We start from the raw sequence: 14423 nt of genomic DNA on the forward strand, positions 1-14423 counted from the left end.
TTCTTTTTTAATGAACAAGTTGCAGGTGTTCGATGACGGGGCCGAGCGCAAGCGCCGGGACGTAATTGAGTACGCCGATCAGGATCACGGTGCCCACCAGCAGCGCCACGAACAGCGGGCCGTGGGTCGGCATCGTGCCGGGCGTGACGTCAAGGCGCTTCTTGGCTGCCAGCGAACCGGCGATGGCGAGGATCGGCACGATCATGCCGAAGCGTCCGAACCACATCGCAATCGACAGCATCACGTTGTAGAAAGGGGTGTTGGCGGACAGCCCGGCGAAGGCGCTGCCGTTGTTGTTGGCGGCCGAGGTGAAGGCGTACAGGATTTCGGAAAAGCCATGCGCGCCCGGATTGGCGATGCCGGCCTTGCCGGGATCGAGCATCACCGCAATCGCGGTGCCGCCCAGTACCAGCAACGGCGTGATCAGGATGGTCAGCGCCGCCATCTTCATTTCGAACGACTGGATTTTCTTGCCCAGATATTCCGGCGTGCGACCGATCATCAGGCCGGCGATGAACACCGCCATGATGGCAAATACCAGCATCCCGTACAGCCCGGTGCCGACGCCGCCGAACACCACTTCGCCGAGCTGCATGAAGGCGATCGGCACCATGCCGCCGAGTGCCGAGAACGCGTCATGCATCGCATTGACCGCACCGCACGAGGCTGCCGTGGTGACCGCTGCAAACAGGGCCGAGGCGCTGATGCCAAAACGGGTTTCCTTGCCTTCCATGTTGCCGCCGGATTGCAGCGCCGACAGGTTCTGGTCGATGTGCAGCGCCTGCAGCGCAGGATGGGCCTGCTGCTCGGCGATCAGCACCACGCACGCCAGCGCCACGAAGATCACCGTCATTGCGGCCAGAATCGCCCAGCCCTGGCGCATGTCGCCGACTTGGCGGCCAAAGGCAAAACAGAATGCCGCCGGGATCAGGAAGATCGCCAGCATCTGCAGGAAGTTGGTCAGCGCGTTCGGGTTCTCGAAGGGATGCGCCGAATTGGCATTGAAGAAGCCGCCGCCGTTGGTGCCGATCATCTTGATCGCCTCTTGCGACGCGACCGGACCCATCGGCAGGATTTGGGTTTTGGCCGTCAGCGTTTCCCTGACAGCCTCGCCCTTGGCATCCTTGATCGGCTGATTGGCCGCATCCATTGTTGGTTGGGTGTAGGTGACCGCATCAAGCAGCGCGACTTCCTTGTTGGCCGAAAAATTCTGGACCACGCCCTGGCCCATCAGGAACACCGCAAACACCAGCGACAGCGGCAGCAGCACGTACAGCGTCGAGCGCGTGATGTCGACCCAGAAGTTGCCGATCGATTGGGCCGAGCGTTGCGTGAAGCCGCGGATCAGCGCGAAGGCTACCGCCATGCCGGTCGCGGCCGAGAAAAAGTTTTGACCGGTCAGCGCCACCATTTGCGTCAGGTTGCTCATGGTCGACTCGCCGGCGTAGCCCTGCCAGTTGGTGTTGGTGATGAAGCTGACCGCCGTGTTGAACGACGAGTCGGCGCTGACATTGGCCAGCGCTTGCGGATTGCCGGGCAACCAGAGTTGCAGGCGCTGGATCGCATACACGAACAGCGCGCCGACGGTATTGAAAGCCAGCAGCGCCAGCGCATAGGTTTTCCAGCCCATGCCGACGTCGCGGTCAGTGCCGGCGCTGCGGTACAGCAGGTTTTCCAGCCAGCCAAACACCGGTAGCCGGGTGCCGTCGCCGACCTTGGCGAGATACAAACCAAGCGGATACGCCAGCGGGATCAGCACCGCAAACAGCAGCACCAGCAGCAGGATTGATTGGGTCGTCATTTACAGATCCTCCGCATTGAACAGCGCGATGCCGAGGTACACCAGCAGCGCGACGGCGATGATGGCGCCGAGCAGATAGAACGGCGTCATTTGCGCGCTCCCAGTTTGTCGCAGGCCACGACGACACCCAGCGTCAGCAGCCACAGCGCCAGGATGGCGCCCACGTACACGATGTCCATGCTGTTTTCCTTGAAGGTTTCAACAGCAGTCAGCATAGTCGCGCGGCCCTAAAAACGTTGTAAAGAAGCGGGAAGGGGGTGTAAAGAAAGTGTAAACAGGGCGGCGTCGCTGCCAGTGGCGCGGGGAGCAAAAAAAAAGAAGGCACAGTGATGTGCCTTCCCTTGCAGTTCGCATTTGCCGCGATGCCGGCCTGATGGCTCGTTTAGCGCAGCACGATAAACGGCTTCAGGCCGCCCAGGTCCTGCATTTTCTGCATCACGGCAGCGGCGTCGGAGCGGCTCGAAAACGGTCCGGCAAACAGGCGATACACCGCGCCTGACTGCACCACTTCCATCGGCAGCGCCGGATCGGCGGCGTCGCGCAGCATGCGTGCGCGCACCGCTTCGGCATTCGGCGCCTGCGCAAACGCACCGAGCTGGAGGTAGATATTGCTGTTGCCGGCGGCGCTGGCCACCACTGTTGGCGCCGGCGGCGTCTCGGTCAACGGTGGCAGTGCCTTGACCACCACGCCGGACGGCGGTGCGGCGTCGTTGCGCAGCATGTTGTCGAGTGCCGCGACCGCGGGCGCTGGCGGCACGACAGGCGCCGACGCTGCGGTCTGCGGCAGCGCCCGTTCCCCTTGTCGGCTGCGTTCCATGCGCGCGATTTCATCCGGCAGCAGGCGTTCGATTTCCAGTTCGCTGCTGCCTTTGCCGAGATAGCCCAGCTTCAGCGCGGCGGTGTACGACAGGTCGATGATGCGGCTCGAATGAAACGGGCCGCGATCATTGACCCGCACGATGACCTGCTTGCCATTGGCCAGATTGGTCACCCGCACATAGGACGGCAACGGCATGGTCGGATGCGCGGCCGTCATCTTGTACATGTCGTAGGGCTCGCCCGAGGAGGTCTTCTGGCCGTGGAACTTCTTGCCGTACCAGCTGCCGACGCCGCGTTGCTTGAGTGGTTCGTCGGCGGCCAGTGGCGTGTAGGTTTTGCCGAACACGACATACGGCTTGTTGTTGCGTGCGAAGTTCGGTTCGAGTTTTGGTTCGGCGTCGGGAATCGCCAGCAGGTTGTCGGGCGGTGATTCGCCCGGGCCGTCGTCCTGGTAGTAGCCGCCGCGACCGGAGCCGGCCGCCGGCATCGCCGGTGCGCGCGTGCCACCGCTGGCATTCGGTGTGCTGCTGCGGGCTACAGGCGGTGCGCTCGATGGCGGCGCGGTGGGCACGCTGCCGCAGGCCGCCAGGATCAGGGCGAGTAGTGCGATCAGCAGTGTGCGCATGCGTTCTCCTTAACTTTGCACCAGCTTGCGATGCCGCTGGATGCTCATCAGAATGCCGGTGCCCAGGCCGAGCGTGACCAGCGCGGTGCCGCCGTAGCTCATGAAGGGCAGCGGCACCCCGACCACCGGCAGGATACCACTGACCATTCCCATGTTGACAAACGCGTAGGTGAAGAAGATCAGCGTGATCGCGCCGGCCAGCAGGCGGGTGAAGAACGTCGGCGCGTTGGCGGCGATGACCAGGCCGCGTCCGATCAGCAACAGGTACAGGGTCATCAGCACCAGATTGCCGATCAGGCCGAACTCTTCGGAGTACACCGCGAAGATGAAATCGGTGGTGCGTTCCGGGATGAATTCCAGATGGGCCTGGGTGCCTTTCAGCCAGCCCTTGCCGGTGATGCCGCCCGAGCCGACCGCAATGGTCGACTGGATGATGTGAAAGCCCTTGCCGAGCGGATCGGAGGACGGGTCGATCAGCATCATCACGCGCTGGCGTTGGTAGTCGTGCAGCTGCAGCCACAGCACGGGCAGGCTGGCGCCGACGGCGACCACCAGCCCGACCAGCACTTTCCAGGACAGTCCGGCCAGGAAGATCACATAGAATCCGGCCGCCAGCACCAGCACCGCCGTGCCCAGATCCGGCTGGCGCGCGATCAGGCCGACCGGAATCGCCACCAGCAGGCCGGCCAGCAGGAATTCGGCCCAGCCAATCATGCCTTCGCGCTTCTGGAAAAACCACGCCAGCAGCAGCGGCATGGCAATCTTCATGATCTCGGACGGCTGGATCACCACGCCCAGATTGATCCAGCGGCGCGCGCCTTTCTTGACTACGCCGAACACCGCCACCGCGATCAGCAGCGCAATGCCGAAGCTGTAGATCGGTACCGCAAACCGCATCAGCATCTGCGGCGGAATATTGGCCGCGACCCACATCACGACGAAGGCCACCAGGATGTTGCGCAGCTGGTCCTCGACCCGACCCGGAAAGTCGATGCCGGCCGAATACAGCGTGACAATGCCGACCGACATGATCAGAAAGATGATCAGCGCCAGGGTGCCGTCGAACACCATCAGATGCGGCTTGATGCGCGGCCAGAGGGGACGTTTTTCGATCATGGCCGTTAGTCCTTGTTGCCTTCGGTTTCGGCGCCGGCTTTCGGTCCGCCGATGGATTCGGCTTCGGCCTTGAGCTCGGCGGCGGCGCGGATTTCGGCATTGTCGGGCTTGTCCAGCACGGGCTTGTCCTTGTCGAGCGGGCGCTTGCCGAGCAGGTAATAGTCCAGCGCCTTCTTGACGATCGGTGCAGCGGCTTCGGCGCCGAAACCGCCGTTTTCAACGATGATCGCAATCGCAATGCGCGGATTGTCGGCCGGCGCGAAGGCGGTGTAGAGCGAGTGATCGCGTTGCCGTTCGCTGACGCGCTTGGCATCGTACTTCTCGTTTTTCTTGATCGCGACAACCTGGGCGGTGCCGGTCTTGCCGGCCGAAATGTATTCCGATTTGCCGAACACCCGGTACGAGGTGCCGCCCGGTTCATTGGCCACGCCGACCATCGCCGCCTTGATGAAGTCGATGTTTTCCTGCTTCAGCGCAATCCGGTAACTTTCCTTCGGCACGGTCACGGTGCGTTCGCGCGAGACGCCGTTTTCGATGATCTTCACCAGATGCGGTTTCATGACGATGCCGTTGTTGGCCAGATTGGCAATTGCATGCGCCATCTGCAGTGGCGTGAACGAGTTGTAACCCTGGCCGATGCCCAGTGAGATGGTTTCGCCGGCATACCATTTCTGCTGCTCGCGCTTGCGGTAGGCGGCGCGCTTCCATGCGGTGGACGGCAGCAGCCCGCGCTTTTCGTGTTCCAGATCGATGCCGGTGAGCTGGCCGAAGCCGAACGGCTTCATGAAATCATGCATCGCATCGACGCCCAGATCGTTGGCCAGCATGTAGTAATAGGTGTCGCACGACGCCACGATCGAGCGATGCATGTCGACGGTGCCGTGTCCGCCTTCCTTGTCATCGCGGAATTTATGGTTGCCGAAGAAAAAATAGCCGGGGTCGTAAATGGTGCTGGCGGGGGTGCGCTTGCCCAGCTCCAGCGCAGCCAGTGCCATGAAGGGCTTGTAGGTCGAGCCGGGAGGATAGCTGCCTGACAGCGGCCGGTTGACCATCGGCCGGTCGAGCGAGGTGTTGAGCTGCTCCCAGCTTTGCTGGTCGATGCCCTCGACGAACAGGTTGGGATCGAAGGTCGGCATCGAGACGTAGGCCAGCACATCGCCGGTCGAGGGCTCGATCGCCACCAGCGCACCGCGCCGGCCGGCGAAGGCTTCTTCGATCACTTTCTGCAGCTCGATGTCGATCGACAGGATCAGGTTGTTGCCCGGGCTGGCCGGCGTGCGTGACAGCGTGCGCACCGCGCGACCGCCGGCCGAGACTTCCACTTCTTCGTAGCCGGTGGTGCCATGCAACTGCTTCTCGTAACTTTTCTCGAGGCCTTCCTTGCCGATGTAATCGGTGCCGTTGTAGTTGGCGCCGTCTTCCATTTCATCGATCGCTTCCGCATCCTTCTGGCTGATGCGGCCGATATACCCGGTCACGTGCGAGGCCACCTGGCCCAGCGGATACTGGCGGAACAGCCGGGCCTGGATCTCGACGCCCGGAAAGCGGTAGCGCTGCGCGGTGAAGCGCGCCACTTCTTCGTCGGTCAGACGGGTGCGGATCGGCGAACTCTCGAAATTGCGAGTTTCTTCGAGCAGCTTGCGAAAGCGCTTGCGGTCCTTGGGCTGGATGTCGACCAGTGTGGCCAGTTCGTCGATGGTCGCTTCGAGTTCGCCGCGGATTTTCGAGGGGGTGATTTCGAGGGTGTAGGCCGAGAAATTGCGCGCCAGCACCACGCCATTGCGATCCAGGATCAGGCCGCGATTGGGCACCACCGGCACCACCGAGATGCGGTTGTCTTCGGCCTGGGCCGCATAGTCGGCGTGCTTGACCACCTGCAGCCAGACAAAGCGCGCCGTCAGCAGAGCAAAGCAGATGAAGACGAACACGCCGACCGCCGACACCCGCAGCCGGAAGTAATGCAATTCGCGTTCGGTATTCTTGAATTCAGTCATGCGGTTCCGACGGTGAGTGCTGCAACTGGGCGCGCGTCAAATCGGCCGGGTGTCGTCGCGGTCCACCGCACGGCGCTGCGGTGCCAGCAACAGCCACGTCACCACCGGCCACAATGCCACCGACACGAGCGATTCGAGAAAGAACAGCCAGCCTGGAAATTTGCCGGTGATCCAGAGACGGATGAGCAGTTGCACTACTTGGGTAAACAGCAGGATTGGCAGGATATGCAACGCCTGCGTGCGCACCGGAAACCACAGCACGCGGCGATGAATCATGATCGCCAGATATGACAGCAGCGTGTAGACCAGTGCATTTTCGCCCAGCAGTGCGGCATCGTGCACATCCATCAGCAAACCCATGCAAAAGGCCACGCCAATGCCGACCTTGCGCGGCTGGTGGATGCTCCAGAAAATCAGCACGAGGGCGACAAAATCGGGTACGCCGACCAGGCCGCCCCATGGCAACAGATTGAGCAGAAAGGCGCCAATCAGGCTGAAGATGATGAACACCGGACTGGCCGGCAGCAGGATGTAGTGTGGCTGGTTCATCGTGGCTTTCCTGGCGCAGCCGGAACGGCGGTGTCCTTGCCGGTGTCGCGCAAATGCGTTTTGCCACCACGTTCTTTTTTGTCCTTCGGCTCTTCCGGTGGCGGTCGCGGCGCGGTTTTCGGTTCGGCCAGCAAGATCAGCAACTGCTTGTTGCGATCAATTCCGGCCGACGGCTGGCAGACGATGCGCGCGAACGCGTCATTGGATTTGCTCTCGACCTGCACCACGGTGGCGACTGCAAGACCGGCCGGATAGACCCCGTCAATACCGGAGGTGACCAGTTTGTCGCCCTTCTGGATATCGGCGTTGGCCGCCATGAACTTCAGATCCAGCACGCCGCTCTGGCCGCGTCCATAGGCGACGCTGCGCAAGCCGCTGCGCACCACCTGGACCGGAATGGCCTGGTCCTTGTCGGTCAACAGCGTGGCTTCGGAGGTGAAGGGAAACACTCGCGTGATCTGCCCGACCACGCCGACATCGTCGATCACCGGCTGGCCGGCCACGATGCCATGACGCGAGCCGCGATCGAGCACGATCTTGCGGGTGAAGACATCGCGTGCGTCGTACAGGATCTCACTCATCACCGACGGCACCGGCAACTGCTCGCTGGTGCCGAGCAGCTTGCGCAGCTGGGCGTTTTCCGAGAACAGCTGCTGGGCACGCTGCAGGGTCTGGGCGTTGGCGGCCTGTTCCAGCCGCAGCTTCTTGTTCTCGCGTTCGACCGACGACAGGGATGAAAAGTAACCGGCCACGCCGAGCGCCGCGTCACGCGGCATCAGGGCCGCCATCTGGAGCGGATACAACGTGGTGCCGATGGCCTGGCGGATCAGTGCCAGTGATTTGACGTGCGAGTCGACCACCAGCAAGGCAATCGCGATGAGCGAGAAGAACACCACTTTGGCGCGGGCTGATGCGCCTTGCTTGAATAACGGTGGCGGGCTGTATTCCATCTATTGCGCAATGTCTTGGTCGCTTGCCGGCGTGCGGCGCACGGCGGTGGGGCGGTCTGGAATAAAAAATCTGCAGTGCCATGTCCGGCGGGTTCGTGTACCGGACCGGACATGGATCAGCACGTGGTTCGCCGTGCCCGATTATTCGTACGAGAAGATCGAACCGAGCTTGTCCATCCGCTCCAGCGCCATGCCGGACCCGCGCACCACGCAGGTCAGCGGATCTTCTGCCACGATCACCGGCAGGCCGGTCTCTTCCATCAACAGGCGGTCCAGATCGCGCAACAGGGCGCCGCCGCCGGTCAGCATCATGCCCTTTTCGGCAATATCGGCGCCGAGTTCGGGCGGGGTCTGCTCCAGCGCGTTCTTGACTGCCGAGACGATGTTGTTGAGCGGGTCGGTCAGGGCTTCGAGGATTTCATTGCTCGAAATCGTGAAGGAGCGGGGAATGCCTTCGGACAGGTTGCGGCCCTTGACTTCCATTTCCTTGACTTCGGAGCCGGGGAAGGCCGAGCCGATTTCTTTCTTGATGGCTTCTGCGGTCTGCTCGCCGATCAGCATGCCGTAGTTGCGGCGGATGTAGTTGACGATGGCTTCGTCGAATTTGTCGCCGCCGACCCGGACCGAACCCTTGTAGACCATGCCGCCCAGCGAGATGATGCCGACCTCGGTGGTGCCGCCGCCGATATCGACCACCATCGAGCCGGTGGCTTCCGACACCGGCAGCCCGGCGCCAATGGCTGCGGCCATCGGCTCTTCGATCAGGAACACCTGGGAGGCGCCGGCGCCGAGCGCCGATTCGCGAATCGCGCGACGCTCGACCTGGGTCGAGCCGCACGGTACGCAAATGATGATGCGGGGGGAGGGTTTGAAGAGTTTCGAGTCGTGCACCATGCGGATGAACTGCTTGAGCATCTGCTCGGTGACGGTGAAGTCGGCGATCACGCCGTCTTTCATCGGGCGAATCGCTTCGATGTTGCCGGGCACCTTGCCAAGCATCTGCTTGGCTTCCTTGCCGACTGCCTGAATGGTTTTTTTGCCATTCGGTCCGCCTTGCTGGCGGATCGCGACGACCGAAGGCTCATCCAGTACGATACCCTGACCACGCACATAGATGAGGGTGTTGGCGGTACCCAGATCGATCGCCAGATCATTGGAGAAGTAACTGCGGAGAAATCCAAACATGTATTGTCCTGATGCGCAACAATAGTGCGCTTGTCTAATGGGGGTTGAAAGTGACTTGAGGCTGCCTGCACTGCGGCGCCACCAAAGTAATAACCCGACATTCTACCTTATAATTCAGGCGAAACTGCCCCGTAAAATCTCGCTGGAAACACGGTGCGATGGCAGATTTTGCATGGCTTTCGGCGGCTTTAGCGCTGCTTCGCTTTTTTAAAAACTCTTTTTTTCGGCACGCCGCGCGCGTGACCCCCGCCATGTCGCTTACGCTATCGAATGTCACGATCCTCGCCAACCTGGCGCAGCTCGAACTCAATGATGAACAGGCCGCCCGTTCGCTCGCCAAGCTCAATGAAATCTTTGCCCTGGTCGAGCAAATGCAGAGCGTCGATACCACCGGCATCGTGCCACTGAACCACCCGATTGCGGCAATGCAGCCCGATTTGTGCCTGCGTCTGCGCGACGATATCGTTACCGAAAGCAACCACCGCGAGGATTACCAGAAGCCGGCGCCCGTTAACCAGGACGGTCTGTATCTGGTGCCCAAAGTCCTCGACTGAAAAGAATCTCATGCACACCAAAACACTCAAGCAACTGTCCGCACTATTGCAAACTAAACAAGTGTCGGCGACCGAACTGGCGCGTCACTTTCTGCAGCGCATTGACGCCAGCGACCTCAATGCGTTCCTGCATGTCGACGCCGGCTTGACGCTGGCGCAAGCCGCTGCCGCCGATGCGCGCCTGGCGCGCGGCGACAGCACGGCACTGACCGGCATTCCGATTGCGCACAAGGATATTTTCGTCACGCGCGACTGGCGCGCCACGGCCGGATCGAAAATGCTGGAAAACTACATCAGCCCGTTTGACGCCACCGTGGTCGAGCGCTTCAACAGCGCCGGCATGGTCACGCTGGGTAAACTCAATTGCGATGAATTCGCGATGGGGTCCTCGAACCAGAACTCGCATTTCGGGCCGGTGCGCAATCCATGGGACAAGCTTGCGATTCCAGGTGGCTCGTCGGGTGGCTCGGCGGCAGCGATTGCAGCCCGGCTGAGTCCGGCCGCGACCGCCACCGACACCGGCGGCTCGATCCGCCAGCCGGCCTCGCTGTGCGGCGTGACCGGCATCAAGCCGACCTATGGCCGGGTGTCGCGCTTTGGCATGATCGCCTTCGCTTCGTCACTGGATCAGGCCGGACCGATTGCGCAAACTGCGGAAGACTGCGCACTGCTGCTCAATGCGATGGCCGGCTTCGATCCGCGCGACTCCACCAGCCTCGAGCGCGCCGATGAAGATTTCACGCGCGACCTGCAGCGCGACGTGCGCGGCTTGCGCATCGGTGTGCCGCGCGAATACTTTGGCGAAGGCCTGGCGCCCGATGTTGAGCAGGCCGTGCGTGCGGCCCTGGCTGAATACGAAAAGCTCGGCGCCACCCTGGTCGATATCTCCCTGCCCAAGACGGCCCTCTCGATTCCGGTGTACTACGTGATCGCGCCGGCGGAGGCGTCGTCGAACCTGAGTCGCTTCGACGGCGTGCGCTACGGCCATCGCGCCGAACACTACGGCGACCTGTCCGACATGTACAAGCGTACGCGCGCCGAGGGCTTTGGCGAGGAAGTCAAATTGCGCATTCTGGTCGGGGCCTACGTGCTGTCGCACGGCTATTACGATGCGTATTATCTGCAGGCGCAAAAAATCCGCCGTCTGATTGCCGAGGACTTCAAGCAGGCCTTTACCCAATGTGACGTGATCATGGGGCCGGTATCGCCGACCGTGGCGTGGGATCTTGGCGAAAAGGTCGACGACCCGGTCGCCAACTATCTGGCCGATATCTTTACGCTGTCGACCAGCCTGGCCGGCTTGCCGGGCATGTCGATTCCGTGTGGATTCGGCCAGGGCGAGAAGAACAGCCGCCGTCCGGTGGGCCTGCAACTGATCGGCAATTATTTTGAAGAGGCGAAGCTGCTCAATATCGCCCATCAATACCAACTGGCCACTGGCTGGCATCAGATGCAACCCCTTGCATGAAAGGATTTGCCATGACACGGACTTCGGGCATGGTGCATATGCTGGCGGCGTTGTTGCTGGCCGGTTCCGGCATGGCGGCACAGAGCCAGACACTGGACACCCGCTTCGCCTGCAGCCAGGTGGCCGACGATGGTGGTGAACGCGTCACCTACGCCGATTCCGGCGAGATGCATCTGGATGGCAGCAAGGTCAATGGCTTTCACTGGGAGTCGGCGCTGTATCGTGCCACGCATGGCTACGACTGCAATATCGACGAAGAAGATGAACTCAAGGCCGAGGTCGCGGGCAACAACCCCAATGCCGCCTGGCGGGTCGGACTGGTCGACGGACGCGGCGCGCGCGAGCGGCGCGGCTACAATTTTGAACGTGGCGTGACTTGCACGATTGGGCTGGAGCGTACCGGCGATACGGTCAAGGTGCGTCCGGCCTGCCCGGCGCTGTGCGGCTCGCGCCTGAATTTTTCAGCGATTTCGATTGATGTAAAAAGCGGCATCTGCCGCTACGAATAACAGACAGGATCCATCATGCAGTGGGAAGTCGTCATCGGGTTGGAAACGCATACGCAGTTGACCACCCAGTCAAAAATTTTCAGCGGCTCGGCCATTCGTTTCGGCGCCGAACCGAACACCCAGGCCTCGCCGGTCGATCTGGCGCTGCCCGGTGTCTTGCCGGTCATGAACCGTGGCGCGGTCGAGCGCGCGATCCAGTTTGGCCTGGCGGTGAACGCGACGATTGCGCCGCATTCGGTGTTTGCGCGCAAAAATTATTTTTATCCCGATCTGCCCAAGGGCTATCAGATCAGCCAATACGAAATTCCGGTGGTGCAGGGCGGGAACGTCGTCTTCGTGCTCGAAAAAGATGGCAAGCCGGAACTGCGCAGCGTGCAGTTGACGCGCGCCCATCTGGAAGAAGACGCCGGCAAGTCGCTGCATGAAGATTATCAGGGCATGACCGGCATCGACCTCAATCGGGCCGGCACGCCGCTGCTGGAAATCGTCACCGAACCGGACATGCGCAGCGCCGCCGAGGCGGTGGCCTACGCCAAGGCGCTGCATGCGCTGGTGATGTGGCTGGGCATTTGCGACGGCAACATGCAGGAAGGCTCGTTCCGTTGCGACGCCAACGTCTCGGTGCGTCCGGTCGGCCAGAAAGAATATGGCACCCGCTGTGAAGTCAAGAACCTGAACTCGTTCCGGTTTCTGGAAGAGGCGATCAACTACGAAGTGCGACGCCAGATCGAACTGATCGAAGACGGCGGCCGGGTGGTGCAGGAAACCAGGCTGTACGATCCCGACCGCAAGGAAACCCGTTCCATGCGCAGCAAGGAAGATGCGCAGGATTACCGCTATTTCCCGGACCCGGATCTGCCACCGCTGGTCATCAGCGCGGCGTGGATCGAGCGCGTGCGCGCGACGATGCCGGAATTGCCAGGAGCGATGCGCGAACGCTTCGTGCGTGACTTCGGCCTGACCGACTACGATGCCGCAGTGCTGACCCAGTCGAAATCGATGGCGCTGTACTTTGAAGCGGTGGTCGCGCTGGTCGGCAAGGAGCACGCCAAGCTGGCTGCGAACTGGCTGATGGGCGATGTGGCATCGGCCGTCAATCGCGCCGGCGTCGAACTGGACCATGCGCCCGTCAGCACGGCGCAATTGGCGTTGCTGCTGCAGCGCATCGGCGACAACACGATTTCCAACAAGATCGCCAAGGAAATTTTTGCTGCAATGTGGGAGGCGCAGTCAGCCGATCCGCTGCTGGCCGACCAGCTCATCGAGTCCAAGGGGCTCAAGCAGATTTCCGACAGCGGGGCGCTGGAAGCGATCATTGACGAGGTGCTGGCGGCAAACGCCAAGTCCGTCGAAGAATTCCGCGCTGGCAAGGAAAAGGCCTTCAATGCGTTGATCGGCCAGGCCATGAAGGCATCGAAAGGCAAGGCCAACCCGGCCCAGCTGACCGAGCTGCTGAAGCAGAAGCTGGCCGGTTAGCGCGCTGCGCTGGTGCCGGTCAGGTCGCGATAGCGCTTGAGGGTTTCATCGAACCACAGTCCGACCTTCATTTGCTCCGCCTGGCGCTGCTGGATAAGGTTGTTTTCAATGTTGACCGCATTTTGCGCTTCCTCGATCCGGCGCGCGTAGGCGGCGGGCAGGCCAGCCTTGCTGCGGTGCTTCTCGGCGTCGGCGGTGGATTCGCGCAACTGCTTCTCGGCCACGCCCAGCGTGATCGTCTCAAGACGGATTTTTTCTTGCACATCCATGACCGCGCGCTTGTGCGCAGCGTGGATTTCGGCTTCGCTGCGAAAGCGTTCCAGAATCGCCTGGTCGCGCCGTCGCGCTTCGGTCGCAGCGATTTCTTCGGCATGTTGACGTTCGGCGTCGAGTTCGATCTGGCGCTTCTGTTCGGCCGTCAGCGGCGCCGGGATTTCACGCCGCGTATAGCCGTTGTTGCCGAGTTCGCGCATCGGACGCGCGGCACATTCGGGGATCACGCGGTCTGACGTAATGGTGCGGCCGGACGCGTCCTTGCAGACATAAATCTGCGCCTGCGCCAGACAGGGCAGGCACAGGCATGACACAAGTATCGCCGCACGGACCATTGCGCCTCCGTTAGCGGATGCCGTAACGCTGCCGGTAGGCCGCGATCGGTTGTTGGAATGGCGCCAGGCTGTCGCTGACATCGGCGCGCGCCAGGTAGCTCAGCAGGTCATCGAGGTTGCTGATCGAAATCACCGGAATGCCATACGCCTGGCTGACTTCCTGCACTGCCGAACCAGCCGAGAGCGCGTCGTCCTTGCCTGAGCGCTCCATCCGGTCGAGCGCGATCAGGACCGCGCACGGGGTGGCGCCGGCGGCGCGAATCAGCTCGACCGATTCCCGCACCGAGGTTCCTGCCGAAATCACATCGTCGATGATCACGACCTTGCCCTTGAGCGCGGCGCCGACGATGCTGCCGCCTTCGCCGTGGTCCTTGGCTTCCTTGCGGTTGAAAGCGAACGGTACGTTGCGTCCCTTGCCCGCCAGTGCCACGGCGGTGGCCGATGCCAGCGTGATGCCCTTGTAGGCCGGCCCGAACAGCATGTCGAATTCGATGCCCGCATCCAGCAGCGATTGCGCATAGAAATGCGCCAGCGTGCCGAGCGTGGCGCCATCGTTGAAGGCGCCGGCATTGAAGAAATAAGGCGAAGTGCGCCCCGCCTTGGTGACGAACTCGCCGAAGCGCAATACGCCACTGGCAACGGCAAATTCGATGAATTGGTGACGTAAATTGTCCAAGCGGTCTCTCGTGACGTGGGTGACTGACAAATTTCGGTCAATCAAGTGATAACACTGGGCATTTTAAAGCGATATCCAAAAGTTCCAAACAAG

At 61.8% G+C, this 14423-nt stretch carries 15 protein-coding genes; 4 read left to right on the forward strand and 11 right to left on the reverse strand.

Features of this window, described 5'->3' with window-relative positions:
- Positions 1-7: 7 nt before the first annotated feature.
- From kdpA to RCH09_RS04675, 9 genes are all read right to left on the reverse strand, one after another.
- The gene (gene kdpA / locus RCH09_RS04635; RefSeq protein WP_326939879.1) at positions 8-1801 is read right to left on the reverse strand and encodes a potassium-transporting ATPase subunit KdpA; all 1794 of its coding nucleotides are present in this window, start codon (positions 1799-1801) and stop codon (positions 8-10) included.
- Positions 1802-1891 (reverse strand): potassium-transporting ATPase subunit F, encoded by a 90-nt coding sequence (locus tag RCH09_RS04640; protein ID WP_326939880.1) that lies wholly within the window; start codon positions 1889-1891, stop codon positions 1802-1804.
- Positions 1888-2016, reverse strand: a complete 129-nt coding sequence (locus RCH09_RS04645; protein ID WP_326939881.1) for a hypothetical protein — start codon at positions 2014-2016, stop codon at positions 1888-1890. Before RCH09_RS04645 ends, RCH09_RS04640 begins: the two co-directional genes overlap by 4 nt.
- Positions 2017-2183: 167 nt before the next feature.
- On the reverse strand, positions 2184-3245 hold the full coding sequence (locus tag RCH09_RS04650) for a septal ring lytic transglycosylase RlpA family protein (RefSeq protein ID WP_326939882.1): 1062 nt from the start codon (positions 3243-3245) through the stop codon (positions 2184-2186).
- A 9-nt stretch (positions 3246-3254) separates the two neighbouring features.
- Positions 3255-4361: a rod shape-determining protein RodA gene (gene rodA, locus RCH09_RS04655; protein WP_326939883.1), complete on the reverse strand. Its 1107-nt coding sequence runs from the start codon at positions 4359-4361 to the stop codon at positions 3255-3257.
- A 5-nt stretch (positions 4362-4366) separates the two neighbouring features.
- Positions 4367-6355: a penicillin-binding protein 2 gene (gene mrdA, locus RCH09_RS04660; protein WP_326939884.1), complete on the reverse strand. Its 1989-nt coding sequence runs from the start codon at positions 6353-6355 to the stop codon at positions 4367-4369.
- Between the two features lie 36 nt (positions 6356-6391).
- Positions 6392-6904 (reverse strand): rod shape-determining protein MreD, encoded by a 513-nt coding sequence (gene mreD, locus RCH09_RS04665; protein WP_326939885.1) that lies wholly within the window; start codon positions 6902-6904, stop codon positions 6392-6394.
- Positions 6901-7854: a rod shape-determining protein MreC gene (mreC, locus tag RCH09_RS04670; RefSeq protein ID WP_326939886.1), complete on the reverse strand. Its 954-nt coding sequence runs from the start codon at positions 7852-7854 to the stop codon at positions 6901-6903. The genes mreD and mreC overlap by 4 nt, the downstream gene beginning before the upstream one ends.
- Before the next feature lie 141 nt (positions 7855-7995).
- Complete coding sequence (locus tag RCH09_RS04675) at positions 7996-9039, reverse strand: rod shape-determining protein (protein WP_326939887.1); 1044 nt, start codon at positions 9037-9039, stop codon at positions 7996-7998.
- A 251-nt stretch (positions 9040-9290) separates the two neighbouring features.
- On the opposite strand from RCH09_RS04675, the gene gatC reads away from it, so the two are divergent.
- From gatC to gatB, 4 genes are read left to right on the forward strand one after another with little or no spacing between them, the layout of a single operon-like run.
- Positions 9291-9593 (forward strand): Asp-tRNA(Asn)/Glu-tRNA(Gln) amidotransferase subunit GatC, encoded by a 303-nt coding sequence (gene gatC, locus RCH09_RS04680; protein WP_326939888.1) that lies wholly within the window; start codon positions 9291-9293, stop codon positions 9591-9593.
- A 10-nt stretch (positions 9594-9603) separates the two neighbouring features.
- Entirely contained in the window at positions 9604-11061 is a 1458-nt protein-coding gene (gatA, locus tag RCH09_RS04685; protein ID WP_326939889.1) for an Asp-tRNA(Asn)/Glu-tRNA(Gln) amidotransferase subunit GatA, read from the forward strand.
- An 11-nt stretch (positions 11062-11072) separates the two neighbouring features.
- Positions 11073-11570 (forward strand): hypothetical protein, encoded by a 498-nt coding sequence (locus RCH09_RS04690; protein WP_326939890.1) that lies wholly within the window; start codon positions 11073-11075, stop codon positions 11568-11570.
- Between the two features lie 15 nt (positions 11571-11585).
- On the forward strand, positions 11586-13046 hold the full coding sequence (gene gatB / locus RCH09_RS04695; protein ID WP_326939891.1) for an Asp-tRNA(Asn)/Glu-tRNA(Gln) amidotransferase subunit GatB: 1461 nt from the start codon (positions 11586-11588) through the stop codon (positions 13044-13046).
- Here gatB and RCH09_RS04700 read toward each other — a convergent pair.
- Both RCH09_RS04700 and pyrE read right to left on the reverse strand, forming a co-directional pair.
- Positions 13043-13654: a DUF4124 domain-containing protein gene (locus RCH09_RS04700; protein ID WP_326939892.1), complete on the reverse strand. Its 612-nt coding sequence runs from the start codon at positions 13652-13654 to the stop codon at positions 13043-13045. The two genes, gatB and RCH09_RS04700, sit on opposite strands and share 4 nt — an antisense overlap.
- 10 nt (positions 13655-13664) lie before the next feature.
- Positions 13665-14330: an orotate phosphoribosyltransferase gene (gene pyrE, locus RCH09_RS04705; RefSeq protein WP_326939893.1), complete on the reverse strand. Its 666-nt coding sequence runs from the start codon at positions 14328-14330 to the stop codon at positions 13665-13667.
- Positions 14331-14423 lie beyond the last annotated feature (93 nt).

It is taken from the genome of Actimicrobium sp. GrIS 1.19, from assembly GCF_035984655.1.
Lineage (GTDB): Bacteria > Pseudomonadota > Gammaproteobacteria > Burkholderiales > Burkholderiaceae_D > Actimicrobium.

Bases quoted from the DNA above. Each gene is read 5' to 3' on its own strand.
- mreD (WP_326939885.1), bottom strand. From the start codon at position 6,904: ATGAACCAGCCACACTACATCCTGCTGCCGGCCAGTCCGGTGTTCATC.
- mrdA (WP_326939884.1), bottom strand. From the start codon at position 6,355: ATGACTGAATTCAAGAATACCGAACGCGAATTGCATTACTTCCGGCTG.
- RCH09_RS04645 (WP_326939881.1), bottom strand. From the start codon at position 2,016: ATGCTGACTGCTGTTGAAACCTTCAAGGAAAACAGCATGGACATCGTG.
- RCH09_RS04700 (WP_326939892.1), bottom strand. From the start codon at position 13,654: ATGGTCCGTGCGGCGATACTTGTGTCATGCCTGTGCCTGCCCTGTCTG.
- RCH09_RS04650 (WP_326939882.1), bottom strand. From the start codon at position 3,245: ATGCGCACACTGCTGATCGCACTACTCGCCCTGATCCTGGCGGCCTGC.
- gatB (WP_326939891.1), top strand. From the start codon at position 11,586: ATGCAGTGGGAAGTCGTCATCGGGTTGGAAACGCATACGCAGTTGACC.
- rodA (WP_326939883.1), bottom strand. From the start codon at position 4,361: ATGATCGAAAAACGTCCCCTCTGGCCGCGCATCAAGCCGCATCTGATG.
- RCH09_RS04675 (WP_326939887.1), bottom strand. From the start codon at position 9,039: ATGTTTGGATTTCTCCGCAGTTACTTCTCCAATGATCTGGCGATCGAT.
- mreC (WP_326939886.1), bottom strand. From the start codon at position 7,854: ATGGAATACAGCCCGCCACCGTTATTCAAGCAAGGCGCATCAGCCCGC.
- gatC (WP_326939888.1), top strand. From the start codon at position 9,291: ATGTCGCTTACGCTATCGAATGTCACGATCCTCGCCAACCTGGCGCAG.
- RCH09_RS04690 (WP_326939890.1), top strand. From the start codon at position 11,073: ATGACACGGACTTCGGGCATGGTGCATATGCTGGCGGCGTTGTTGCTG.
- gatA (WP_326939889.1), top strand. From the start codon at position 9,604: ATGCACACCAAAACACTCAAGCAACTGTCCGCACTATTGCAAACTAAA.
- RCH09_RS04640 (WP_326939880.1), bottom strand. From the start codon at position 1,891: ATGACGCCGTTCTATCTGCTCGGCGCCATCATCGCCGTCGCGCTGCTG.
- kdpA (WP_326939879.1), bottom strand. From the start codon at position 1,801: ATGACGACCCAATCAATCCTGCTGCTGGTGCTGCTGTTTGCGGTGCTG.